Annotated in this window: 25 protein-coding genes and 2 other annotated features; all 25 genes read right to left on the minus strand. The window is 48.2% G+C overall.

Going from position 1 to position 25,603, the window contains the following annotated elements; translation table 11 throughout:
• The 25 genes from HP570_RS27120 to ispD all read right to left on the minus strand — a co-directional run bounded on the left by HP570_RS27120 (position 1) and on the right by ispD (position 25,584).
• Complete coding sequence (locus tag HP570_RS27120; protein WP_012683981.1) at positions 1–936, minus strand: DMT family transporter; 936 nt, start codon at positions 934–936, stop codon at positions 1–3.
• A 153-nt stretch (positions 937–1,089) separates the two neighbouring features.
• The gene (tuf, locus tag HP570_RS27125; protein WP_012683980.1) at positions 1,090–2,280 is read right to left on the minus strand and encodes an elongation factor Tu; all 1,191 of its coding nucleotides are present in this window, start codon (positions 2,278–2,280) and stop codon (positions 1,090–1,092) included.
• Positions 2,281–2,400: 120 nt separating this feature from the next.
• Positions 2,401–4,479, minus strand: coding sequence for an elongation factor G (fusA, locus tag HP570_RS27130; protein ID WP_012683979.1), 2,079 nt, complete (start codon positions 4,477–4,479; stop codon positions 2,401–2,403).
• A 69-nt stretch (positions 4,480–4,548) separates the two neighbouring features.
• Positions 4,549–5,019: a 30S ribosomal protein S7 gene (rpsG, locus tag HP570_RS27135; RefSeq protein WP_007716226.1), complete on the minus strand. Its 471-nt coding sequence runs from the start codon at positions 5,017–5,019 to the stop codon at positions 4,549–4,551.
• Positions 5,020–5,075: 56 nt separating this feature from the next.
• A complete protein-coding gene (gene rpsL, locus HP570_RS27140; RefSeq protein WP_012683978.1) occupies positions 5,076–5,510 on the minus strand; it encodes a 30S ribosomal protein S12 in 435 nt (144 codons plus the stop codon).
• Positions 5,511–5,633: 123 nt separating this feature from the next.
• Complete coding sequence (locus HP570_RS27145; RefSeq protein WP_012683977.1) at positions 5,634–5,888, minus strand: 50S ribosomal protein L7ae-like protein; 255 nt, start codon at positions 5,886–5,888, stop codon at positions 5,634–5,636.
• Between the two features lie 138 nt (positions 5,889–6,026).
• Positions 6,027–9,653, minus strand: coding sequence for a DNA-directed RNA polymerase subunit beta' (gene rpoC / locus HP570_RS27150; RefSeq protein WP_173606575.1), 3,627 nt, complete (start codon positions 9,651–9,653; stop codon positions 6,027–6,029).
• Between the two features lie 29 nt (positions 9,654–9,682).
• The gene (gene rpoB, locus HP570_RS27155) at positions 9,683–13,222 is read right to left on the minus strand and encodes a DNA-directed RNA polymerase subunit beta (RefSeq protein WP_172143225.1); all 3,540 of its coding nucleotides are present in this window, start codon (positions 13,220–13,222) and stop codon (positions 9,683–9,685) included.
• 309 nt (positions 13,223–13,531) lie between these two features.
• Positions 13,532–14,128, minus strand: a complete 597-nt coding sequence (locus HP570_RS27160) for a class I SAM-dependent methyltransferase (RefSeq protein WP_173606576.1) — start codon at positions 14,126–14,128, stop codon at positions 13,532–13,534.
• Between the two features lie 102 nt (positions 14,129–14,230).
• Complete coding sequence (gene rplL, locus HP570_RS27165; RefSeq protein WP_007716218.1) at positions 14,231–14,593, minus strand: 50S ribosomal protein L7/L12; 363 nt, start codon at positions 14,591–14,593, stop codon at positions 14,231–14,233.
• A 55-nt stretch (positions 14,594–14,648) separates the two neighbouring features.
• Positions 14,649–15,164 carry a 50S ribosomal protein L10 gene (gene rplJ / locus HP570_RS27170; protein ID WP_012683973.1) on the minus strand — a complete coding sequence of 172 codons (516 nt, stop codon included), beginning with the start codon at positions 15,162–15,164 and terminating at the stop codon, positions 14,649–14,651.
• Between the two features lie 24 nt (positions 15,165–15,188).
• Positions 15,189–15,352: a sequence feature (ribosomal protein L10 leader region), on the minus strand.
• A gap of 42 nt (positions 15,353–15,394) precedes the next feature.
• Positions 15,395–16,078, minus strand: a complete 684-nt coding sequence (gene rplA / locus HP570_RS27175) for a 50S ribosomal protein L1 (RefSeq protein ID WP_012683972.1) — start codon at positions 16,076–16,078, stop codon at positions 15,395–15,397.
• A gap of 89 nt (positions 16,079–16,167) precedes the next feature.
• Positions 16,168–16,593, minus strand: coding sequence for a 50S ribosomal protein L11 (rplK, locus tag HP570_RS27180; RefSeq protein WP_005828886.1), 426 nt, complete (start codon positions 16,591–16,593; stop codon positions 16,168–16,170).
• Positions 16,594–16,780: 187 nt separating this feature from the next.
• Positions 16,781–17,317 (minus strand): transcription termination/antitermination protein NusG, encoded by a 537-nt coding sequence (gene nusG / locus HP570_RS27185; RefSeq protein ID WP_012683971.1) that lies wholly within the window; start codon positions 17,315–17,317, stop codon positions 16,781–16,783.
• A 45-nt stretch (positions 17,318–17,362) separates the two neighbouring features.
• The gene (gene secE, locus HP570_RS27190; protein ID WP_012683970.1) at positions 17,363–17,611 is read right to left on the minus strand and encodes a preprotein translocase subunit SecE; all 249 of its coding nucleotides are present in this window, start codon (positions 17,609–17,611) and stop codon (positions 17,363–17,365) included.
• On the minus strand, positions 17,611–17,760 hold the full coding sequence (gene rpmG / locus HP570_RS27195; protein WP_003392018.1) for a 50S ribosomal protein L33: 150 nt from the start codon (positions 17,758–17,760) through the stop codon (positions 17,611–17,613). Before rpmG ends, secE begins: the two co-directional genes overlap by 1 nt.
• Before the next feature lie 237 nt (positions 17,761–17,997).
• Positions 17,998–18,648, minus strand: coding sequence for an RNA polymerase sporulation sigma factor SigH (sigH, locus tag HP570_RS27200; RefSeq protein ID WP_005828894.1), 651 nt, complete (start codon positions 18,646–18,648; stop codon positions 17,998–18,000).
• 83 nt (positions 18,649–18,731) lie between these two features.
• Positions 18,732–19,256, minus strand: a complete 525-nt coding sequence (locus HP570_RS27205; protein ID WP_173627751.1) for an NYN domain-containing protein — start codon at positions 19,254–19,256, stop codon at positions 18,732–18,734.
• A 1-nt stretch (position 19,257) separates the two neighbouring features.
• Positions 19,258–20,013: a 23S rRNA (guanosine(2251)-2'-O)-methyltransferase RlmB gene (rlmB, locus tag HP570_RS27210; RefSeq protein ID WP_012683967.1), complete on the minus strand. Its 756-nt coding sequence runs from the start codon at positions 20,011–20,013 to the stop codon at positions 19,258–19,260.
• A 1-nt stretch (position 20,014) separates the two neighbouring features.
• On the minus strand, positions 20,015–20,419 hold the full coding sequence (locus HP570_RS27215) for a Mini-ribonuclease 3 (protein ID WP_007716204.1): 405 nt from the start codon (positions 20,417–20,419) through the stop codon (positions 20,015–20,017).
• A gap of 17 nt (positions 20,420–20,436) precedes the next feature.
• Complete coding sequence (gene cysS, locus HP570_RS27220) at positions 20,437–21,843, minus strand: cysteine--tRNA ligase (protein WP_173627752.1); 1,407 nt, start codon at positions 21,841–21,843, stop codon at positions 20,437–20,439.
• A complete protein-coding gene (gene cysE, locus HP570_RS27225; RefSeq protein WP_064202937.1) occupies positions 21,824–22,489 on the minus strand; it encodes a serine O-acetyltransferase in 666 nt (221 codons plus the stop codon). The genes cysS and cysE overlap by 20 nt, the downstream gene beginning before the upstream one ends.
• A gap of 90 nt (positions 22,490–22,579) precedes the next feature.
• Positions 22,580–22,839, minus strand: a binding site (T-box leader).
• 27 nt (positions 22,840–22,866) lie between these two features.
• Entirely contained in the window at positions 22,867–24,333 is a 1,467-nt protein-coding gene (gene gltX / locus HP570_RS27230; RefSeq protein WP_012683964.1) for a glutamate--tRNA ligase, read from the minus strand.
• 87 nt (positions 24,334–24,420) lie between these two features.
• On the minus strand, positions 24,421–24,894 hold the full coding sequence (gene ispF, locus HP570_RS29375; RefSeq protein WP_048035642.1) for a 2-C-methyl-D-erythritol 2,4-cyclodiphosphate synthase: 474 nt from the start codon (positions 24,892–24,894) through the stop codon (positions 24,421–24,423).
• Positions 24,895–24,897: 3 nt separating this feature from the next.
• Positions 24,898–25,584, minus strand: coding sequence for a 2-C-methyl-D-erythritol 4-phosphate cytidylyltransferase (ispD, locus tag HP570_RS29380; protein WP_234126151.1), 687 nt, complete (start codon positions 25,582–25,584; stop codon positions 24,898–24,900).
• Positions 25,585–25,603: the final 19 nt, after the last annotated feature.

Consider the following 25,603-nt stretch of genomic DNA (forward strand, 5'->3'; position numbering starts at 1 on the left):
CTACGCTTTTGTTGTTATATCAGAGGGTGCTGCAGCACAGGTAGCTTTCGGTCTCACCAAGCTACGCGATCCCAAGTATACACCCCCTACAATCATGCACAGTGCAAGTAGGTGTACGAGTTGAAGGCTTTCTCCCAGGAATATCGCCGCAAATACCAAACTGGCCATTGGCATTCCATTTAGGAATACAGCTGTTCGACTCGCCCCGAGCTGACGTATCCCATAATTCCAGCCGACTGAGCCGAGCGCAGTTGACAGCGCACCTGAAGCAAAAATCACAAGCCACTGGAAGGAGGAAACGTCCAAAGAAAAATAATAGGAAGCTGGTTGAACAGTCAATGCGACTCCCCACAAGAAGATGACCCCAAACGTTTGCGATAAAGCCGTAATTAAGAGTACTGGTACACCTCTTACGACCAACTTTCGAATGAGTAAACCACCCGTTACATACATGAGCATGGAGAAAAACATAATGGCATCTCCCCAGCCATTCATATGAAGGCCACCGTGCTGAGAGATGACGACAATCAACACTCCTGCAAACCCCATTCCAATGCCAAGCCCTTTTTTCAAAGACATGCCTTCCCCTAAGAATAACATCGCCAAGAGAGCAGTTGCCAACGGATTTAATCCAAGTATAAGCGATGCATTTCCTGCTGTCGTGTATTGAACACCTGCTGCAAGCGTTATTTGATGAAGTGCGATAGAACTAGCTCCGACTCCAGCTAACAAGAACCAATCCGTTTTGCTAAATCGCAAACTCTTTCTGTATAAGAAAATGAGTGGTGATAAACAGATTCCACCAACAGTCATGCGTATAGCCGCGACATATAATGGAGGAAACGTGGTTAAATACTTGACCATGACGACATTCAAGCCCCACAGCGTGACAACACCCGCAAGCATAAGAAACAATAATCGCTCATTATTTTTCATCTCTACTATCCCCCATCCAATCCTGATGGTATTGTAGCATATTGCTACGAGAGCCAAATTGAATGATTTTGATGGGAGTTATTTAAAAGTTCGATAAATGCACATAAAAAAACCCGACAACCAAAGTTGTCGGGTTTTGTGTATCCGTATATCTTACGCGTCGATAGAAGCTACAACGCCAGCGCCTACTGTACGGCCACCTTCGCGGATCGCGAAGCGAGTACCTTGTTCCATCGCTACTGGAGCGATCAGTTCTACAGTGAACTCAGTGTTGTCGCCAGGCATGATCATTTCAACGCCTTCTGGCAGTTGGATGATACCTGTTACGTCAGTTGTACGGAAGTAGAATTGTGGACGGTAGTTAGCAAAGAAAGGAGTGTGACGTCCGCCTTCTTCTTTGGACAGAACGTAAACTTCTGCTTTGAACTTAGTGTAAGGCTTAACGGAACCTGGTTTCGCCAAGCATTGTCCACGCTCGATGTCGTTACGGTCTACACCGCGCAGCAGAGCACCGATGTTGTCACCAGCTTGAGCTTGATCCAGCAATTTGCGGAACATCTCAACACCAGTTACAGTTGTGTTTTTAGTTTCTTCAGCCAGACCAATGATTTCTACTTGGTCACCAACTTTAACGATACCGCGCTCTACACGACCAGTAGCAACAGTACCACGACCAGTGATCGTGAACACGTCCTCTACAGGCATCAGGAACGGCTTGTCAGTTGCACGCTCAGGAGTTGGGATGTAGCTGTCAACAGCTTCCATCAGTTCGCCAATTTTCTTAGCCCACTCACCAGTTGGGTTATCCAAAGCTTCTTTAGCAGAACCTTTGATTACTGGAGTGTCGTCACCTGGGAACTCATATTGAGACAACAGGTCACGGATTTCCATTTCAACCAGTTCCAACAACTCTTCATCGTCTACCATGTCGCATTTGTTCATGAATACTACGATGTAAGGTACGCCTACTTGTTTGGAGAGCAGGATGTGCTCGCGAGTTTGTGGCATAGGGCCATCAGCTGCGGATACAACCAGGATTGCGCCGTCCATTTGAGCAGCACCAGTAATCATGTTTTTCACATAGTCCGCGTGACCAGGGCAGTCAACGTGAGCATAGTGACGGTTTTCAGTTTCATACTCAACGTGAGCAGTGTTGATAGTGATACCGCGCTCTTTTTCTTCTGGAGCAGCGTCGATAGATGCATAGTTCATTGCTTGTGCTTGACCTGTTTGTGCCAAAACGGTTGTGATAGCAGCAGTCAGGGTAGTTTTACCATGGTCAACGTGACCGATGGTACCAATGTTAACGTGTGGTTTATTACGCTCGAATTTCGCTTTTGCCATGAGAGAAAAGCCTCCTTATAGATAAGGGTTTTATGGTTTGAAGAAAGGTTTACCTTACGAATGGTTGTCCCTTCCATATTGTAAACCTTTCTGATTGCAAGATAAAGCTGTAACCTGTAATTATTCGCCTTTAGATTTCTTGATGATCTCTTCAGCGATAAATTTAGGTACTTCTTCGTAGTGGTCGATCACCATGGAGTAAACGCCACGGCCTTGGGTACGGGAACGAAGAATTGTGGAGTAACCAAACATCTCGGACAGTGGTACCATTGCACGGATTACTTGTGCATTTGCACGAGCTTCCATACCTTCGATACGACCGCGGCGGGAGTTCAGGTCGCCCATAACGTCGCCCATGTACTCTTCTGGCATTGTAACTTCTACTTTCATGATTGGCTCGAGCAGTACAGCGCCACATTTTTTCGCAGCTTCCTTCAATGCGAGGGAACCTGCTACTTTAAATGCCATCTCGTTGGAGTCAACATCATGGTAGCTACCGTCTACGATAGTAGCTTTGATATCAACCAGCGGGAAGCCGGCGATAACACCATTTTTCATGGACTCTTCGATACCCGCTTGAACAGCAGGGATGTATTCGCGTGGTACTACACCACCAACGATTTTGTTTTCGAATTGGAAGCCTTGACCAGCTTCGAGTGGAGCGAATTCCACCCAAACGTGACCGTATTGACCACGACCACCGGACTGACGAACGAATTTACCTTCCACTTTTGCTGCGTTACGGAATGTTTCACGGTAAGCAACCTGTGGAGCACCTACGTTCGACTCGACTTTAAATTCGCGTTTCAGACGGTCTACGATAATCTCCAGGTGAAGCTCACCCATACCGGAGATGATTGTTTGACCAGTCTCTTCATCCGTGCGAGTTCTGAACGTTGGATCCTCTTCAGCAAGCTTGGACAGGCCGATACCCATCTTGTCTTGGTCTGCTTTGGATTTTGGTTCGATCGCAACAGAAATAACTGGCTCTGGGAAGTCCATAGACTCAAGGATTACTGGAGCCTTTTCATCACACAGAGTATCACCAGTTGTTGTATCTTTCAAACCTACAGCTGCAGCAATGTCCCCGGAGTAAACCGTTGTGATCTCTTCACGGTGGTTTGCGTGCATTTGCAGGATACGGCCTACGCGCTCACGTTTACCCTTGGTAGAGTTGAGAACGTAAGAACCGGAGTTCAGTACACCGGAGTATACGCGGAAGAAAGTCAAACGACCAACATACGGGTCAGTCATGATCTTGAACGCAAGAGCAGAGAACGGACCGTTGTCGTCAGCTGGACGATCAACTTCATCTTCAGTATCTGGCAATGTACCTTTAATTGCAGGGATATCTACTGGAGACGGCAGGTAAGCAACTACGTTGTCCAGCATAGGCTGAACACCTTTGTTCTTATAAGAAGAACCGCACATTACCGGCGTCAGTTTGCAGTCGATAGTACCCTTACGCAGAGCAGCACGGATTTCGTCGTTGGTCAGCTCTTCGCCTTCCAAGTACTTCATCATGAGCTCTTCGTCTTGTTCTGCAGCTGCCTCAACCATCGCCATACGAAGTTCTTCGCAACGAGCGAGCAGGTCAGCAGGGATTTCAGCGGAGTCAGAAGTTTTACCCAAGTCATCAGTATATACGATTGCCTTCATTTCAATCAGGTCAACCATACCTTTGAATTGATCTTCTGCACCGATTGGATATTGGATCGCTACTGGATTTGCACCCAGGCGAGATTTGATCTGACCCAAGCACATATCAAAGTTAGCACCCATGATATCCATTTTGTTGATGTAGCACATGCGTGGTACGCCATAGCGGTCAGCTTGGCGCCATACGGTTTCGGTTTGCGGCTCAACGCCACCTTTTGCGTCAAAAACGGTTACAGCACCGTCAAGAACGCGGAGGGAGCGCTCAACTTCAACAGTGAAGTCTACGTGGCCTGGCGTATCGATAATGTTGATTCGATGGCCATTCCATTGAGCAGTAGTAGCAGCCGAAGTGATCGTGATACCACGCTCTTGCTCTTGTTCCATCCAGTCCATGGTTGCTGCACCTTCGTGCACCTCACCAATTTTATGAACGCGACCAGTGTAGAACAGAATACGCTCAGTAGTCGTCGTCTTACCAGCATCGATGTGAGCCATGATACCGATATTACGCGTATTCGGCAAAGAGAACTCGCGAGCCATTAGGTATGCTCCTTCCATACTCGAGTTTGAGAATAAACGGGTATCCAATACGGACACCCGATTCAATTCCTACCAGCGATAGTGAGCAAACGCTTTGTTCGCTTCAGCCATCTTGTGCGTGTCTTCACGCTTTTTAACTGCTGCACCGGTGTTGTTAGCAGCGTCCATGATCTCGTTAGCAAGACGTTGTTCCATGGTTTTCTCTCCACGGTTACGGGAGTAGTTAACCATCCAACGCAGGCCAAGAGTGGTACGGCGCTCCGGTTTTACTTCGATTGGTACTTGGTAGTTAGCACCACCTACACGGCGAGCTTTAACTTCCAGTACTGGCATTACGTTTTTCAGTGCTTCTTCAAACACTTCCATCGGGTTGCGACCTGTGCGCTCCTGGATGATGTCAAATGCGTTGTAGAGAATGTTCTGAGCTACACCACGCTTACCATCCAACATCAGGCGGTTAATCAAGCGAGTAACCAACTTGCTGTTGTGAATAGGATCAGGCAGCACGTCACGACGGGTTACAGGACCTTTACGAGGCATCGTATTCCCTCCTTCTTTTCGTTATAAATTCACGCCACTTCACAGGCGTTTTTTTATTACTTCTTCGCTGCTGCTTGACCTGGCTTCGGACGCTTAGTACCGTATTTGGAACGACCTTGTTTACGGTTGTTCACACCAGCAGTGTCAAGAGCACCACGAACGATATGGTAGCGTACCCCTGGCAAGTCTTTTACACGACCGCCGCGCACCAGCACGACGCTATGCTCTTGCAGGTTGTGGCCAATACCACCGATGTAAGCTGTTACCTCGATTCCGTTAGTCAAACGCACACGAGCGTATTTACGCAACGCGGAGTTCGGTTTTTTCGGAGTCATGGTACCTACACGAGTGCAAACACCACGTTTTTGAGGAGAGCTTTGGTTAGTTTGGCTTTTCTTGAAGCTGTTGTACCCCTTTTGAAGAGCTGGGGACTTCGACTTCACTACCTTATCCTCGCGACCTTTACGCACCAATTGGTTAATTGTAGGCATGATGTTACCTCCCTTCTTAATACCCAATCTTCAAGACCACAGATCCAGGTGAGTCATTTTTAGGTCAAATAGAAAGTCCTTGTCCATCATTACGCAACGTGTAAGCCACGGACAAAAACATCGTTAACCACTTTTTTTAATCGCAGCAGTAGCCGCTCCCACTTCAATTCCGCACGCTTTGCCTAAGCGATACATGGAATCTACATGGATGACTGGAACACCCTTCTCTTTGCAAAGGAGCTCGACTTTTTGGGTCAAACGCTTATCTGCATCAACAGCGATATACACTGCTTCTACCTGTTGGCTTTCAACAGCTTTGATCGTCTGCTTAATGCCGATTGTCAAGTCCTTGGCCCGCTCGACTTTTTCATAAGACATGATTCTCATATCCTCCAAAGTACAGATGTCAGGCACACTTGAATATAATATCAGGTGGGCTAGTTATTGTCAACGCCCTTTTGATATTTTTTATTTAGGAAAGCGCCCACCAATCGGTGATGGGCGCTTTTCCCGCCATTACTCTACAGAAACTGCTTCTTGCTCAGCTTTCGCTGCTTCCAGCTCTGCTTCGTAATCTACTTGACTAGCAACTTTTACATTGCGGTAACGTGACATACCGGTACCTGCTGGAACCAGCTTCCCGATAATAACGTTCTCTTTCAAACCTAGCAAGCGATCGACTTTTCCTTTGATTGCTGCATCGGTAAGAACACGAGTCGTTTCCTGGAAGGATGCTGCCGACAGGAAGGAGTCGGTTTCGAGGGATGCTTTGGTGATCCCCAAAAGAACCGGACGACCCACTGCTGGATTTCTGCCTTCCATGAGAACTTTTGCGTTCGCTTGCTCAAATTCAGGAACCTCAACATAGGAACCTGGCAAGAGGTCTGTATCTCCGCTGTCGATAACGCGCAGTTTGCGCAGCATCTGACGAATCATAACCTCTACGTGCTTGTCGTTAATTTCTACCCCTTGCATACGGTAAACTTTTTGTACCTCTTGCAAGATGTAGTTCGAAACGCCGCGCATACCGCGAACTTTGAGCATTTCTTTCGGGTCTACGGAACCCTCTGTGAGCTCGTCACCAGCATTCAGCTTGACACCAACAGAAACCTTGATGCGCGAGCCATACGGTGCTGCATACACTTTGTTCTCCGCTTCTCCACGTACTTCGATCTCGCGACGATCTTTCCCTTCGCGAATATCAATAACTTCACCATCGATTTCGGAGATGACTGCTTGCCCTTTCGGATTGCGCGCCTCAAACAACTCTTGAATACGCGGCAAACCTTGGGTAATATCGTCTCCCGCAACCCCACCGGTATGGAAGGTACGCATGGTCAGCTGGGTACCCGGCTCACCAATGGATTGTGCAGCGATAATACCGACTGCTTCTCCCACTTCCACCTCGGCTCCTGTAGCCAGGTTGCGTCCGTAGCACAGTTTGCAGACACCGTGGCTGGTGCGGCAAGCAAGTACGTTACGGATGTAAACGTCAGTGATTCCAACTTTTTCGATATACTCGGCAACCTCTTCAGAGATCTCCTCATTGCGGTGCACGATGATTTCTTTTGTCTCAGGGTGGCGTAAAGTCTCGAAGCAAGTACGTCCTGTCAGACGGTCAGATAGCTTCTCGATTTCTTCTTTACCATCCTTGATCGCTGTTACACGGATACCTTTATCTGTTCCACAATCGGTTTCGCGTACAATCACGTCTTGAGCAACGTCCACCAGACGACGAGTCAGGTAACCCGAGTCCGCTGTACGCAAGGCCGTATCGGCGAGACCTTTACGCGCACCGTGCGTAGAGATAAAGTACTCCAATACCGTCAGACCTTCACGGAAGTTGGATTTAATCGGCAACTCGATGATTCGACCGGATGGGTTCGCCATCAGACCGCGCATACCAGCCAGCTGAGTGATCTGGGATACGTTACCACGGGCACCGGAGTTCGCCATCATGAAGATCGCGTTAAACTTATCCATGGACTTCATCAAAACTTCTGTTACCTCATCCTTCGCTTTGGACCAGATGGAAATAACGCGGTCATAGCGCTCGTCCTCGGTGATCAAACCGCGACGGAATTGCGTCATAACAGTTGCTACCTTCTCATCTGCAGCGTCAAGGATGTCTTTTTTCTTTCCTGGTACCGCGATGTCCGCTACGGCAATCGTGATACCTGCTTTCGTCGAGTACGTGAAGCCCAGTTCCTTGATTCTGTCGAGAATCATGGACGTTTTCATCGTACCGAAGCGGCGGAAGCACTCGGAAATAATGGTACCTAGGAAGCCTTTTTTTACAGCCCCTGGATCAGGGAGGTTCTTAATGAACTCAGAAACATTCGTACCTTTATCAAAAATAAAGCACTCATCTGGAACCATCGTTTGCAGGTTAGCTCGAGTTGGCGCATTAATGAACGGCAAATCAGCAGGGAAAATCTCGTTGAAAATCACTTTCCCAACTGTCGTTACGATCAGTGCGTTCTCTTGACGCTCAGTAAAGCTGATTTTGTTCAGGCGTTTCGCTGGCAGAACGATACGCGTATGCAAGCTGATAAAGCCTTGCTGATAAGCGGCAATCGCATCGTGAGGATCGCGATAAATCGTACCCTCGCCTTTGTCGCCTTCGCGCTCTAGCGTCAGGTAGTAAGAACCAAGCACCATATCCTGGGATGGTGTTACTACAGGTTTACCGTCTTTCGGGTTCAAGATGTTCTGCGCTGCCAGCATGAGGATACGGGCTTCTGCCTGTGCTTCAGCAGACAACGGAACGTGAACCGCCATTTGGTCACCGTCGAAGTCCGCGTTGTACGCTGTACAAACGAGCGGATGCAGACGGATCGCACGGCCTTCAACCAGAACTGGTTCGAACGCCTGGATACCCAAACGGTGCAAGGTGGGGGCACGGTTCAACAGTACCGGGTGCTCACGAATAACGTCCTCGAGAACGTCCCATACCTCTGGCTGAACGCGCTCAACCTTGCGCTTTGCGCTCTTGATGTTGTGAGCGAGGCCTTTGGAAACCAGCTCTTTCATCACGAACGGCTTGAAGAGCTCCAGTGCCATTTCTTTAGGCAAACCGCACTGATACATCTTCAGGTTAGGTCCTACAACGATAACGGAACGACCGGAGTAGTCAACACGCTTACCGAGCAGGTTTTGACGGAAACGACCTTGTTTACCTTTCAGCATGTGGCTGAGAGATTTCAAAGGACGGTTACCTGGTCCTGTTACCGGACGTCCACGACGACCGTTGTCGATGAGCGCGTCTACTGCTTCCTGCAGCATGCGTTTCTCGTTTTGTACGATAATGTCAGGCGCACCCAGTTCGAGCAGGCGCTTCAGACGGTTATTACGGTTGATTACACGGCGGTACAGGTCATTCAGGTCGGAAGTGGCAAAACGTCCACCATCCAACTGAACCATTGGACGAAGCTCTGGCGGGATAACCGGTAATACGTCGAGAACCATCCAATCCGGGTGGTTACCGGAGTTGCGGAATGCCTCGAGCACTTCCAGACGCTTGATCGCACGGTTGCGACGCTGGCCTTGTGCCGTTTTCAAATCTTCTTTTAACGTTTCCACGTCTTTATCCAAATCGATTTCTGCAAGCAGGCGTTTGATCGCTTCTGCTCCCATCATCGCTTGGAAGGAGTGGCCGTATTTCTCACGATAATTGCGATACTCTTTTTCGGAGAGCAATTGCTTTTTATCGAGAGGAGTGTCACCTGGATCGGTAACTACGTAAGAAGCAAAGTAGATTACTTCCTCCAGGGAACGAGGGGACATGTCGAGCACCAAGCCCATACGGCTTGGAATCCCTTTGAAGTACCAGATGTGAGAAACTGGGGCAGCCAGTTCAATGTGCCCCATACGCTCACGCCGTACTTTGGCGCGGGTTACTTCCACGCCACAACGGTCGCACACTACACCTTTATAACGAACACGCTTGTATTTACCGCAATGGCATTCCCAGTCCTTGGTTGGTCCAAAGATGCGTTCACAGAACAAGCCGTCTTTTTCCGGTTTCAGTGTGCGGTAGTTGATCGTCTCTGGCTTCTTCACTTCCCCGAAAGACCACGAACGGATCTTATCGGGGGAAGCCAAGCCGATCTTCATATATTCGAAGTTGTTCACGTCAATCACAGGGCGTTACCTCCCTTGGTACCGGAATCTTACTCTTCGTTCAAGCTTCCGCCTTCGAGAACGAGGTTCAGTTTTTCACCGTTACCTTCATCCTCATCTTCCATTTCACGCATTTCAATCTCCTGCTCGTCACCGGACAGAATTTTCACGTCCATACCCAAGCTCTGCAGTTCCTTGATCAATACCTTGAAGGACTCTGGAACACCTGGTTCTGGAACGTTTTCGCCCTTAACGATCGCTTCGTACGTTTTCACGCGGCCCACGACGTCATCCGACTTGACAGTAAGAATTTCTTGCAAGGTGTAGGCAGCACCGTATGCTTCCAATGCCCAAACCTCCATCTCCCCGAAACGCTGTCCACCGAATTGAGCTTTACCACCCAATGGCTGCTGCGTAACAAGAGAGTAAGGACCAGTAGAACGAGCATGGATTTTATCGTCAACCAAGTGAGCCAGTTTCAGCATGTATACACAACCAACTGTTACACGGCGATCAAACGGTTCACCAGTACGACCATCAAACAAGATCGTTTTTCCGTCACGATCCAGACCTGCTTCTTCCAACGTTTCGAATACTTCTGCCTGACGTGCACCGTCGAATACCGGCGTTGCTACGTGGATACCCAGAAGCTTCGCTGCCATACCCAAGTGAGTCTCCAATACCTGACCGATGTTCATACGCGAAGGTACGCCCAACGGGTTAAGTACGATCTCTACTGGAGAACCATCTGGCAGGAACGGCATATCTTCTTCCGCCATGATGCGGGCGATAACCCCTTTGTTACCATGTCGACCGGCCATTTTGTCACCCACGGAGATTTTCCGTTTTTGGGCGATGTAAACGCGAACGAGTTGGTTTACGCCTGGTGGCAATTCGTCGCCATTCTCACGCGTAAATACTTTTACGTCTACGATGATACCGGAACCACCATGCGGTACGCGCAGGGATGTATCACGAACTTCACGAGCTTTTTCACCGAAGATGGCATGCAGGAGGCGTTCTTCTGCTGTCAGCTCAGTAACCCCTTTAGGTGTAACCTTACCAACGAGAATGTCGCCGTCCTGAATCTCCGCACCAACACGGATGATACCGCGTTCGTCCAGGTTTTTCAGAGCATCTTCCCCGACGTTTGGAATATCGCGAGTGATTTCCTCTGGACCCAGCTTGGTGTCGCGAGCTTCGGACTCGTATTCTTCAATATGAATAGACGTATACACGTCATCTTTTACAAGTTTTTCACTTAGAAGAATCGCGTCTTCGTAGTTGTATCCTTCCCACGTCATAAACGCAACGATTACGTTACGACCGAGAGCCAATTCACCTTTTTCAGTGGATGGGCCGTCCCCAACGATATCGCCTTTTTCAATCCAGTCTCCAGTGCTTACAATTGGACGCTGGTTGATGCAGGTACCTTGGTTGGAACGGATAAACTTGTGCATTTTGTATTTATCGAGATCGCCAGCAACTTTTCTGCCGTCGATTTCTTGGTAACGACGAATCCAGATTTCGCGAGCCGTTACGCGCTCAACTTGACCCGGATGCTTGGCAACGATCGCCACACCGGAGTCTTGCGCTGCTTTATGTTCCATACCCGTACCGACAAACGGTGCTTGTGGAATCAAAAGCGGAACGGCCTGCCGCTGCATGTTTGAACCCATCAGTGCGCGGTTGGCGTCATCGTTCTCGAGGAACGGAATCAGCGCTGTCGCAACGGATACAACCTGCTTCGGCGATACGTCCATGAAGTCTACCTTGTCGCGCGGTACGCTCAAGATCTCACCTTTACGACGGCAGATTACCATGTCGTTTACGAAACGACCATCTTCATCAAGTGGCTGATTCGCCTGTGCCACGTTGAACACGTCTTCCTCATCAGCAGTCAAGTAGCTGATATCAGTCAACACGAAGCCTGTTTCTGGATCTACTTTACGACGCGGCGTTTCGATGAATCCGTAATCGTTAATGCGTGCAAAGGACGACAGGGAGTTGATCAAACCAATGTTTGGTCCCTCTGGCGTCTCAATTGGACACATACGACCGTAGTGGGAATGGTGAACGTCGCGCACTTCGAAGCCCGCGCGCTCACGCGTCAAACCACCAGGTCCGAGTGCGGACAAACGGCGTTTGTGCGTCAGCTCAGCCAATGGATTCGTTTGATCCATGAACTGGGACAACTGCGAGCTACCAAAGAACTCCTTCAGCGAGGCAATCACTGGACGGATGTTAATGAGAGCTTGCGGTGTAATTTGGTTTTGATCCTGGATGGACATGCGCTCACGAACCACACGCTCCATACGGGACAGACCAATACGGAACTGGTTCTGCAACAGTTCACCTACGGAACGCAGACGACGGTTACCCAAGTGGTCGATATCATCTGTGGAGCCTACACTGTGCAGCAGGTTCATGAAATAGTTGATCGCCGATACGATGTCCGCCGGCGTAATATGTTTGAAGGACTTATCTACATTTCCGTTTCCGATTACTTTGATGATCTTGCCATCTTCGATCGGAGAAAAAATATTGATAGATTGTAGATGGATTGCTTCATCTTCCAGAACGCCGCCATGCGTGCGAACGTCGATAAATCCGATGCTGCCTTCCAGAGCTGGCACAATACGTTCCAACACACGACGGTCAATCATTTGACCTGCTTCGGCAAAAATTTCACCTGTTGTCGTATCGATCAACGTTTCAGCCAGACGTTGGTTGTACAGACGGTTTTTCAAATGAAGCTTTTTGTTCATTTTATAGCGACCAACAGAAGCCAAATCATAGCGCTTAGGGTCGAAGAAACGAGAGATCAAGAGGCTCTTCGCATTTTCGACTGTTGGTGGCTCACCCGGACGAAGACGCTCGTAGATTTCGATGAGCGCTTTTTCCGTAGAATCCGTATTGTCTTTTTCCAGCGTGTTCTTGATGTATTCATCTTCACCCAGCAAGTTGAGAATCTCAATGTCGGAACCAAAGCCCAACGCACGCAAAAGAACCGTTACCGGGATTTTTCGCGTACGGTCGATGCGGACATAAATAACGTCCTTCGCATCGGTCTCCAGCTCCAGCCAAGCACCCCGGTTCGGGATTACTGTAGCTGTAAACGTCTGCTTGCCGTTTTTGTCCACTTTGGTGTTGTAATATACACTGGGGGAACGAACAAGCTGGCTGACAATTACGCGCTCAGCACCATTAATAATGAAGGTTCCCGTTTCAGTCATGAGCGGGAAATCCCCCATGAATACTTCTTGTTCCTTCACTTCACCCGTCTCTTTGTTCAACAAACGTACCTTCACACGCAGAGGCGCCGCATAGGTGACGTCACGTTCTTTCGACTCGTCAACATCGTACTTCGGCTCTCCCAAGCTGTAGTCGATAAACTCCAGCACGAGATTACCTGTGAAGTCCTGGATTGGCGAAATGTCTTGGAACATCTCACGGAGCCCCTCATCAAGGAACCATTGGTAGGACTTTTGTTGAATCTCGATGAGATTTGGAAGGCCCAGCACTTCGTTAATACGTGAATACGTACGACGCTGGCGGTGTCGGCCACTTTGAATCACTTTACCTGCCAACTTATTCACCCCTCAGGTTGTGTTTTCACACATAGAAACTCGGCATTCGGCAACTTCTTTCAGTCGCATTCGAATGCCTAAAAATAAAAATGGGTTAAAGCAGCTTCAACCATTTTTAACCCAGAGAAACTCTATTTTAAAAGAATTCCCATGTTTTCACCCAAACATTCCTATCTTAGGAAAAAAGTAGAAACGCTTGATGGACAGGGAATTGCTGAAAAATAGACATTTATCCCATATTGACATTTTATAATACTATCACATTCAATTATTCACGTCAAGAAAACTTTTCTAATGATTTCTTCTTGCTTATTTGATAGCCCTGAATATGTGATAGCCTTTTTCCCGATCTACCTCTATTACTTCGCGGTACACTTCCTGCAGCTTCTTTAATGCAGATGGGGCGCCTTGCTTCTTCTGAATGACAACCCACATTTCTCCACCTTCTACCAACAGGTCGTATCCCTCAACAAAAATGCGATGAACGATTTCCTTACCCGCACGAATCGGCGGATTGGTTAGAATGACATCAAACTGCTCGCCTTGCACGCCGCTGTAGACATCACTCACTCGAACCTCAACATTTTTTATTCCATTTGCTTCTGCATTACGACGAGCCAGGTTAACCGCACGCTCGTTCACGTCGATCATCGTCACCCGACCATGATCAGCAAGCTTGGCAGCCGTCAATCCCATCGGACCATACCCGCATCCCACATCGAGTACACGTGCATGACTGTTAATTTCCATGTTCTCGATGAGCAATACACTTCCAAAGTCAATCCGGTCTCGGGAAAAAACGCCAGCATCCGTTATGAAACGAAATTCATTACCACGGAGCTTGAACGTAAATTGCTGTTCATCATGTGCAGCGCCCGGTTGATTGGTATAGTAATGGTCTGCCACGTGTGATTCACCCTTCCTCATCGTTTAAGAAAACCTCTAACATCAAAAGCTTACAGAAAATCCCCCTGCCGCAGGCAAGGGGATATCCTAAAGGAAGCTAACTTACTTTACTTCTACTTGTGCGCCAGCTTCTTCGAGTTTTGCTTTGAGGGCTTCTGCTTCGTCTTTGGAAACGCCCTCTTTGAGTGTTTTTGGAGCGTTGTCTACCAGGTCTTTTGCTTCTTTCAGACCCAAGCCAGTCAGCTCGCGAACAACTTTGATTACGTTGATTTTGGAAGCGCCGCCGCTTACCAGGTTAACAGTGAACTCAGTTTGCTCAGCAGCAGCTTCTGCTCCGCCACCAGCAACTACAGCTACAGGAGCAGCAGCAGTTACACCGAATTCTTCTTCAATTGCTTTTACCAGATCGTTCAGTTCGAGAACGGACATGCCTTTAATGGCTTCCAAGATTTGGTCTTTAGACATTTGTAAATCCTCCATTCAAGGAATAGTATTTGTAAAACATTAACCGATCAGACGATTACGCGCCTTGACCTTCTTTTTGTTCTGCCACTGCTTTGACTGCCAGTGCAACGTTGCGCATTGGAGCTTGCAGGACGGAAAGAAGCATGGACAAGAGACCTTCGCGGTTCGGCAGGGAAGCCAGAGCTTTAATTTGCTCAGCATCAACTACTTTACCCTCGATAACGCCACCCTTGATTTCCAGCTTGTCGTTTTTCTTAGCGAATTCAGCGATAACTTTCGCTGGAGCGATGATATCGTCTTTGGAGAACGCCAGAGCGTTTGGTCCAGTCAGATATTGATCCAGTTCAGTCAGGCTTTCCTTCTCAGTAGCCAAACGAGTCAGGGAGTTTTTCAACACCTGGAACTCAACACCAGCTTCACGCAATTGCTTACGGAGCTCAGTTACTTGTGCTACTGTCAGACCGCGGTAGTCAGCTACCACTGTAGTTTGGCTTTCGCGAAGCTTAGCTGCGATTTCGTTGATCGCTTGTACCTTTTCTTCACGAATAACGGTTGGACGAATTTCTGCCATTGATTACACCTCCCGTGCTCTAATCCTAGAAAATGAAGAATGCCCTCGCAGACTCACGAGGGCATAATGCTATATCGTCAAAGGAAAACAGCGTTTCCTCATTCGTACATTACACGCCTCGGAGGGGTATTAAGCGTTACTCTCACAAGCACCGCACCTTCTGTCTACGGCATATTCTTTTCATCAACAGGGACTATCTTAACAACTCCCGTAAAGGAAGTCAAGTGTCATTATTTTACAGCTACACGTACGCCAGGGCCCATAGTGGAGCTCAGGGTTACGTTTCTCATGTAAACACCTTTAGCAGCAGCTGGTTTCGCACGGTTCAGTGCTTCAGTCAGAGCAGCCAGGTTTTCTACCAGTTTGTCAGCATCGAAGGATGCTTTTCCGATAGGAGCGTGGATGTTACCCGCTTTGTCTACACGATACTCAATTTTACCTGCTTTGATTTCGTTAACCGCTTTTGTTACATCGAAAGTAACTGTACCGGTCTTAGGGTTTGGCATCAGGCCTTTTGGACCGAGTACACGACCCAATTTACCTACTTCACCCATCATATCAGGAGTAGCTACTACAACGTCAAAGTCGAACCAGCCACCTTGAATTTTTGCGATCATGTCTGCATCGCCTACGAAGTCTGCGCCAGCTGCTTCCGCATCTTTTGCTTTTTCGCCTTTTGCGAATACGAGAACACGTTGTACTTTACCAGTACCATGTGGCAATACAACTGCGCCACGAATTTGTTGGTCAGCACGCTTAGGATCTACGCCCAAACGGAAAGCTACTTCAACAGTTTCGTCGAATTTAGCTGTAGCTGCTTTTTTAACCAGCTCAACGCCTTCAACTACTTCGTATACTTTGTTTTTATCAACGAGCTTTACAGCATCTTGATATTTCTTACCTTTTTTCGCCATGATTAAATCTCCCTTCAATGTGGTCGTAGCGGTTGATCCTCCCACAGACAGGGGGGCACAACGTCTGTGCCCCCTTGCACTCAAGACAATTAGTCTTCGATTACGATACCCATAGAACGAGCTGTACCTTCTACCATGCGCATAGCCGCTTCAACGGATGCAGCATTCAGGTCAGGACGCTTCAGTTCTGCGATTTCACGAACTTTATCACGCTTCAGCGTAGCAACCTTTGTTTTGTTTGGTACGCCAGAACCGGACTCAATACCAGCAGCTTTCTTCAACAGAACTGCAGCTGGAGGAGTTTTTGTGATAAAAGTGAAAGAACGGTCTTCAAACACGGTGATTTCCACCGGAATGATCATACCTACTTCGCTTTCAGTGCGAGCATTGAATTCTTTACAGAATCCCATGATGTTTACACCAGCTTGACCGAGAGCCGGACCTACTGGAGGTGCAGGATTCGCTTTACCTGCTGGGATTTGTAATTTAATTACGCGGATAACCTTCTTAGCCACGTAACACACCTCCTTACTTCACATGTGGTTATTACGGGGGAATGCCCCCTCCCACCGTTTTTTGAAAGTCTGTATGTAACAGACTTTCGATCTATAGTGAGAGTGCAAGAAACCCCAAATTAGTTTTGTGGGATTGTTAAAACAAAATGAAATGTACCACATAGCGCGATACTTTTCAAGTTGAATCCTAATCCAATTGTTGAACTTGTGTAAAGTCTAGCTCTACCGGTGTTTCGCGACCGAAGATGTCCACCAACACGCGAACCTTCTGCCTGTCCGGGTAAATCTCGATAATCTCCCCGGTGCGATTGGAAAACGGACCATCTGTGACGCGCACCATATCGCGGAGAGCAAAATCGACTCTGATCTTGGGAATTTCGATTCCCATTTGCTTGAGAATCGTATCGGCCTCTTCAGGACGCAGCGCTGTCGGTTTAGAGCCAGCACCCGTGGATCCGACAAAGCCGGTAACCCCAGGGGTGTTGCGCACGACATACCAAGAGTCGTCCGTCATCACCATTTCAACAAGGACGTATCCAGGAAACACTTTTTTCGTGACGGTGCGCTTTTTACCATCCTTGGTTTCCACCTCTTCTTCAGTGGGAACAAGAACGCGAAAGATCTTGTCTTCCATGCCCATCGACTCGAGTCGCTTCTCCAGATTTGTTTTTACCTTGTTTTCGTAACCTGAGTACGTATGAAGTACATACCATGCTTTTTCCATATCCAACAGGACGATAACCGTCCGTCCCTCCTAAGACTTGCATAATTACGTTCCTAGAATCAAATCGATCAAGCGCGAGATACCCAAATCAACGACGAAGAAGAATATTGCCAGGAGCACAACCGTGACGAGAACAACGAGCGTATAGGTCGTCAATTCTTTACGGTTGGGCCAACGGACTTTCTTTAGCTCGGACATTACGTCACTAAAAAAACCACCGGTACGGCGAAAACTGGCTCCAATTCGTGATAAAAAACCCACTTTGCCACCCCCTGACTTCGTCGCATCAACCATTACTTCGTCTCGCGATGAAGGGTTTGCTTCTTGTCACGGGAGCAATACTTTTTCAGTTCAACACGTTCAGTAGTGGTGCGCTTGTTCTTTGTGGAGATATAGTTACGCTCGCCACACTCGGTGCACGCCAACGTGATGTTTACTCGCATTTATTGCCACCTCCATCTCATTTCAAACCTGCTATTAGTTAAAAGTACCCCGATGATAAATAGTACGGGAAAACCGCTACTTTTTCCAGACCATTTCATTCACCTAAGTAACCATAGAACAGAGAGATAAGAGTCTATGGCTACCTAAATAAATTTATCATACCGAAATACTCATGTCAAACAAAATGACTTGACAAGAGATAGTCCTTTTGCTTCCAAAATAAAAAGAGAGATTCTCTATAGATGAATCTCTCTTCCTTCCAAATAGCGCTCTAGCTTGCGCTTTACTCGCTGCAATGCATTATCAATAGACTTGACGTGACGCTTCAGCTCGACGGCAATCTGCTGATAGGATCGCCCATCCAAATAGAGCATGAGAACCTGACGCTCCAAGTCACTCAAAATTTCACTCATTTTGCCCTCGATATCATCGAACTCTTCCCGATTGATAAACAATTCCTCTGGATCGGTCACTTTTGTTCCCGAGATCACATCGAGGAGTGTGCGGTCAGAATCTTCATCGTAGATAGGCTTGTCCAGTGAGACGTAAGAATTGAGCGGGATGTGCTTTTGGCGTGTCGCTGTCTTGATCGCGGTAATGATCTGACGGGTAATACATAGCTCTGCAAATGCCTTGAACGACGTGAGCTTGTCTCCTCGGAAGTCGCGAATAGACTTGTACAGTCCGATCATCCCTTCCTGCACGATGTCTTCGCGGTCAGCCCCAATAAGAAAATAGGATCTCGCTTTGGCACGAACGAAGTTCTTGTATTTGTTGATCAAATACTCCAAAGCTTCGGCGTCATTATCGCGAACCAGGTCGACTACTTCTTCGTCGGTCATTAGTTCATATTGGGCATGTTTTAACTCCTTGAGGTCAACACTCACAAATGATCCCTCCGCCAACCGGTTTCTCCAATAGATAGCGCTATTATACATGATGCCGTAAAAAAGCGTCAACCGAATCCAAGTTATTCCCTTCTCCATTTTTCGAATATTTTCGCTATTTCATCATTCAGCGTAATCCGCGTGGAGAAGCGTTCTTCTTGCGTTTTTTCGACTTGTTTCTTGATTTCCTTGCCCGCATTTTCCATATCGAGCAACAACTCCCGCGCTGATTTGCGCAAAGCCCCCTGCCCAAATATGACACGTTGAGAGGTATAGTCAGAAGTTGCTACATAAATTTGTCGATTTTTATTGTGAAATTGGGAGACTAATTGCTCAATTTTCTCGTCTGCCGTCTCCTTTTTTTTCGTGAAATAAACTTCAACCTGGAAGTCTTCCATTTGACGGCCAATACCAGGTACGTTGTACGCATCAAAGACAATGATGACCTTCACACCAGTGTAGCTCTGGTATTCAGCCATTTTTGCGATTAATTGATCACGCGCCTCGTCCATCCGCTCTTGATCCTTCAGCAGGCGCAGATCGGGCCAGGCGCCGATGATATTGTATCCATCTACGATCAACAGCTGCTTGGCTTTTCGTTTCGACATGTCATTTCACCCGCGTCGGAATTGGACTCCTGGAGCGATAGACTTCATACATCAACAAGGCAGCTGCTACAGAAGCATTGAGAGAGGTAACATTGCCCGCCATCGGAAGGCTGTACAGAAAATCACAGTTTTCCCGGACGAGACGACTCATGCCTTTTCCTTCGCTGCCAATGACAATTGCAAGCGGCATCGTATAATCACCCTGGCGGAAATCTTGCTTGGCACTCGCGTCTGTTCCCGCGATCCAAACACCGCGTTCTTTGAGCTCTTCCATGGTACGAACCAAGTTCGTCACTCGTGCTACCGGTACGTAGTTGATTGCCCCTGCCGAAGCTTTTGCCACTGTTGCTGTAAGACTGACTGAACGTCGTTTTGGAATGATGACACCATGAGCCCCGACTGCATCGGCTGTCCGCATGATGGAACCGAGGTTATGCGGATCCTCCAGCTCGTCCAGCAGCAAAATAAACGGCGCCTCGTTTTTCTCCTCTGCCCGCTTCAAAATATCGTCTACTTCTACGTAATCGTAAGCAGCAACAGAAGCCACTACACCCTGGTGGTTGTCCGTCGAAACAAGCTGATCCAGCTTTTTGCGGTTCGCTGTCGTCACAATGACACCCTGTTCTTTTGCCAAGGCAAAGACAGGTCCCATCAGATTTTTATTCGTTCCCTCTGCAACCCAAATCTTATTGATCGTACGGCCTGATCGCAAAGCCTCGATGACGGGGTTTTTCCCCAGAATCCATTCTTCACTCATTTCAAGATTCTCCTTCCACTATGGCAAAAGCCTGCTGCACAATTTCAGCGATCCGCTCTTCTTTTCCACTCAAGTACAGGTACCCGATCAATGCTTCAAAAGCCGTTGCATGACGGTAGTCGATAATATCGGCGTTTTTGGCACTGGAGCCGGATTTGGCATTCCGCCCCCGCTTCACTACATTCAATTCTTCCTCCGGCAATGTGGGCATTAACGTCAACAACACATTGGCCTGTGCTTTCGCTGAAACATAGCGGTTGGCCGCCTTGTGGAGCTGGTTTGGTTTAACCAGCCCCTTGGCGATCAAATGATACCTGACACAATGCGAATAGGTAGCATCCCCGAGGAAGGCAAGCACGAGTGGATTTGTCAGATTAGGATCTCGGGTCAGTTCTTCTTTTTGCATTTATTTTCTTCGGCCCCTTATTTTCGACGCCAGCGAACACCTTGTGGCGTGTCCTCAAGCACGATTCCTTTTGCAGCGAGCAGATCGCGGATTTCGTCAGAACGCGCAAAGTTTCTTGCTTTGCGAGCTTCTGTGCGCTCTTCGATCAACGCATCAATCTCACTATCCAACAGCTCCTGCTCTTCTGCAATGTCAAGACCAAGAACCTCCGTCAACTCCACCAACAAATCCATGTATGCACGAACTTCGGTTTCGCCTACATTTTGATGACGCAAATAAAGGTTGGCTTCCTTCACCACATCAAAAATAACGGTAATAGCATTCGCTGTATTGATATCATCATCCATCTCGGCAATGAAGCGCTCTCGAAGCTCTCCAATGATTCGTGCCTGCTCCTGTGCCTGATCATTCGGCTCTTCTGCTCGGGCGGTATCCAGACGATGGGAAAGATTCGTATACGCCGTCGTGATTCGATCCAAACCATTGGCCGCTTGTTCGATCAACTCTTCGCTAAAATTGATCGGGTTGCGATAGTGTCCCTGAAGCATAAAGAAGCGAATTAATTGACCGCCGAATTTCTCCGAAAGATCGCGTGCAAGCAAGAAATTCCCGAGGGATTTTGACATTTTTTCGTTATCGATATTTAGCATGCCGTTGTGCAGCCAGTAGCGAGCAAAAACTTTACCCGTAAAGCACTCCGACTGGGCAATTTCGTTCTCGTGGTGAGGGAACACAAGGTCTGTTCCGCCCGCATGAATATCGATTTCCTCCCCTAAAAACTTCAGGGCCATTGCCGAGCACTCAATATGCCACCCCGGTCTTCCTTCGCCCCACGGACTATCCCAAGTAACTTCTCTAGTCTTGGCCGCTTTCCAAAGCACAAAGTCCAGGGGATGTTCCTTTTTCTCGTTGATTTCTACACGAGCACCTGCCTGCAAATCATCCAACGGTTGATGCGAAAGCTTTCCGTATTCCTGAAAACGCCCCGTGCGGAAATAGACGTCACCTTCACTCTCGTAGGCAAAGCCTTTTTCAATCAGCCCTTGCACGAATTCAATGATCTCCGGAATGGTCTGCATCACTCGCGGTTGAATATCTGGAGGCGATACGTTCAGTGATTTCAGATCAGCATTGTACGCATCTGTGTATCGATCCGCCACTTCTTTGACGGTGACACCTTCCTGATTCGCCACACGAATCAGTTTGTCATCTACGTCCGTAATGTTTTGCACGAATGTCACTTCGTAGCCACGATATTTCAAGTAACGACGCAGTGTATCAAATACAATGGCAGGGCGCGCATTTCCAATGTGAATGTAATTGTACACGGTCGGGCCGCACACGTACATTTTTACCTTTCCTGGCTCCAATGTGTGAAACGGTTCCTTTCGCCGCGTCATCGTGTTAGTTAGCTGAATGCCCATCGTTCTTTTTATCCTCCCTCAAAAGCTCCAATTCTTTGCGTAATTGATCAATTTCCTTTTGCATCATACGAATCGTATCCGCTACCGGGTCTGGCATGTTTACATGGTCCAGATCGTTTTTGACCCGCTTGCCATCCTGGATCACGATACGCCCCTTGATTCCTACTACGGTCGAGTTCGGCGGTACCTCTTGCAAAACAACGGCACCAGCCCCTATCTTTGAATTATCGCCAATTTTGAAGGAGCCCAACACCTTTGCTCCCGTTGCAATAATGACATCATTGCCGATCGTAGGGTGACGCTTTCCTTTTTCTTTACCTGTTCCCCCGAGTGTAACCCCTTGATAAATCGTTACATTGTCTCCGATTTCGCACGTCTCTCCGATCACAACACCCATGCCATGGTCAATAAACAGGCCGCGGCCAATTGTCGCGCCCGGGTGAATCTCAATTCCCGTGAAAAAGCGGGATAGTTGAGAGACAATTCGGGCGAGTGTACACAGCTCAGCTTTCCAGAGCCTGTGGGCAATCCGGTGCCCCCATATCGCGTGCAATCCGGAATAGGTCATGACGACTTCCAGCGTACTGCGCGCAGCCGGGTCTCGTTCAAAAACAGCATGAATGTCATCTCTCATCTGTGCTAACATTTTTGGGTGGCACCTCCTGCCTGATTTACCTGCCGAGTGTTCAACTTCCTCTAAAATAAAAAAACGTCCCTATCCCCTCCAATTCGAAGGGACAGAGACGGGTTTACCGTGGTTCCACTCTGCTTAGATCGTCTTGGCTGCAAAGACATAACAAACAACCTCGAACGATCTCGCTCATATCCCGATAACGGCGGGAGGCCGATGACGCCTACTGATATCTTTTCAAAAAGATAGGTTCAGCTCATTGCTCACAGGGGCATTTCCATACAGGACACATCAGATGGCTCTCACCTATCCATCCTCTCTGTAGATGTGCAGACTGTTGTACTTCTCCTGATCGTCGCATTCCTTATTTATAAAAGATAGCCAGCCAATACTTACTGACCGTTTGCAATTACTTGTTGTGCACGTGCAATCACCTTGTCGCGTCCAAGCAGATACAACGTCTCTGCCAAATCACGACCATGCGCCTGGCCAGTTGCTCCTACGCGAACCGGCATAAACAACGCCTTGCCTTTGTGACCCGTTTCCTTTTGCACGTCCTTGAGTACCGCTTTAATAACATCCACATTATATGCATCCTGGGCAGAAAGGTGTTTCACAAAGGAAGCAAGTACTTCCGGCAATTGCGGTTCTTTCAGCACCAGAGTTGCTTCTTCATCGTACACCACTTCGTCGAGGAAGAAAAGGGCTGCCAACGGAACGATTTGCGCACAGTAGGACATTTGCTCTTGGTACAGACCTACGATACTGCGAACCCATTCGCGCTTCTCAGCAGACAAAGTCTCTTCGATGAAGCCAGCTTTTTGCAGATGCGGGATACACATGTCTGTAATCATATCCAGCGGTTGACGCTTCAAATAGAAGTTGTTCATCCAGTTCATCTTCGTTGCATCAAACACAGCTGGAGACTTGTTCACGCGATCCATTGAGAACAGCTTGATCAGATCTTCCATTAAGAAAATCTCTTCTTCGCCACCTGGAGACCATCCCAAGAGAACAAGGAAGTTCACGATTGCTTCTGGCAAGAAGCCCAGGTCACGGTACTGTTCAATGAACTGAAGAATGCTCTCATCGCGCTTGGACATCTTTTTGCCATCTTGGTTGAGGATCAGTGCCAAGTGAGCAAAGTCAGGCGCTTCCCACCCAAACGCTTCGTAAATCATCAATTGACGAGGCGTGTTGGACAGATGCTCTTCTCCACGAATGACGTGGCTAATTTTCATCAAATAGTCGTCCACTACAACAGCGAAGTTGTATGTAGGAATCCCATCCGGTCGGCAAATAACGAAATCGCCCATCTCGTTGGAGTTGAATGTTACCTGGCCGCGAATCAGGTCGTTCACGACATATTCGCGATCATCCTGAACGAGGAAGTGAATGGATGGCACTCGACCTTCTGCTTCGTACTGAGCCCGCTGCTCGTCCGTTACATGGCGGTGCTTTTCCAGAATGCGTGGTGTTTCTCCACGCGCGAGCTGTTCTTCACGTTCTGCATCCAGCTCTTCTTTTGTCGCGTAGCAGTAGTATGCTTTGCCTTCTGCTAGCAGTTGATCGATATATTTCCGATAAATGTCCAGGCGCTCTGTTTGACGGTACGGTCCATATGGTCCCCCAACGTCTGTACCTTCTTCCCATGTTACGCCGAGCCATTTCAGGTTTTTCATTTGCTCTTCGTCCGCATTTTCCTTATTGCGCGTTTGGTCCGTATCTTCAATCCGAACGATGAACGAACCACCGTGATGTTTCGCAAAAAGATAATTAAAGAGCGCTGTTCGCGCACCGCCGATGTGTAAATGCCCCGTAGGACTCGGCGCGTAACGAGTGCGAATTTCTTTCGCCATTGGTAGCACCATCCTTATGAATGTAAAAGGCTATAACCTTGACCTAAGTAAAAACGTATCTAAGGCTTTATGTTACACCTTGCCCCTCTACTTGACAAGCAAGCATACCGCCTGCGCAGCGATTCCTTCCCCTCTGCCTGTAAAACCGAGTTTCTCGGATGTCGTCGCCTTCACATTCACTTGCGAGAGATCGTCTGCCTCCAGCACGCGTGCAATGACTTCACACATTTGCGGAATGTACGGTGCCATTTTCGGCGCTTGAGCAATGATCGTTGCATCTACGTTACCTAATCGGTAGCCGCGCTCCCGAACCAACTTCCATACATGCTCCAGCAGCTTTACGCTATCGGCATCCTTAAAAGCCGGGTCTGTATCCGGAAAATGACGGCCAATATCCCCCTCACCAATCGCTCCAAGAATCGCGTCACTAATCGCATGGAGGAGAACATCCGCGTCAGAATGCCCTAGCAAGCCTTTTTCATACGGGATGGTGACGCCTCCAATAATGCATGGGCGCCCCTCTACTAATTGATGCACGTCAAAACCTTGTCCAATACGCATGAGCTACTCTCCCTTTCGTTTCCGCAATATCTCTTCACCAAACCACAGATCGTCTGGCGTCGTAATCTTAATGTTCTCATAGCTTCCCTGCATAATCGATACCGGATGACCCAGCCACTCAACCAGCATCGCATCATCCGTACCCAGCTTCCCTGCTTCCCCTGCTGCCTGATGTGCCTCTCGCAGTAAAGACATACGAAAAGCTTGTGGGGTTTGAACCGCCCACAAGCTTTCCCGTGCCGGGGTTGACTCTACAAGTCCATTTACCCCCACCACTTTAATCGTATCTTTGACAGGTACTGCCATGATCGTTGCCTGATCTTGTTGCACCTGTTTGATCATGTCACTGATCTGTTTGCGAGTGACGAAAGGACGGGCAGCATCGTGAACCAGTACGTAATCGCAATTTGCGGATAGGGAAGCCAAGCCATTTCTCACACTGTCCTGTCGCTCTGCTCCACCCATAGTAACCACAACCGTCAGCTTTTCAGCCGAGATCAAGGTCATTACTTCTGCGTGGTCTGCTTCACTCACCACCAGCACGACTTCATCAATGTCGGGATGAGTAGCAAATAGACGTACCGTATGAGCCAGGATCGGCTCGCCCGCAAGCGGTAACCACAACTTGTTCCGTTGCCCACCCATTCGTTTACCCGAACCGGCTGCAACGATCACGACACCCGTACTCACTGATTCATCCCTCTCCTGT

Source organism: Brevibacillus sp. RS1.1, from assembly GCF_013284365.1.
GTDB lineage: Bacteria > Bacillota > Bacilli > Brevibacillales > Brevibacillaceae > Brevibacillus > Brevibacillus brevis_D.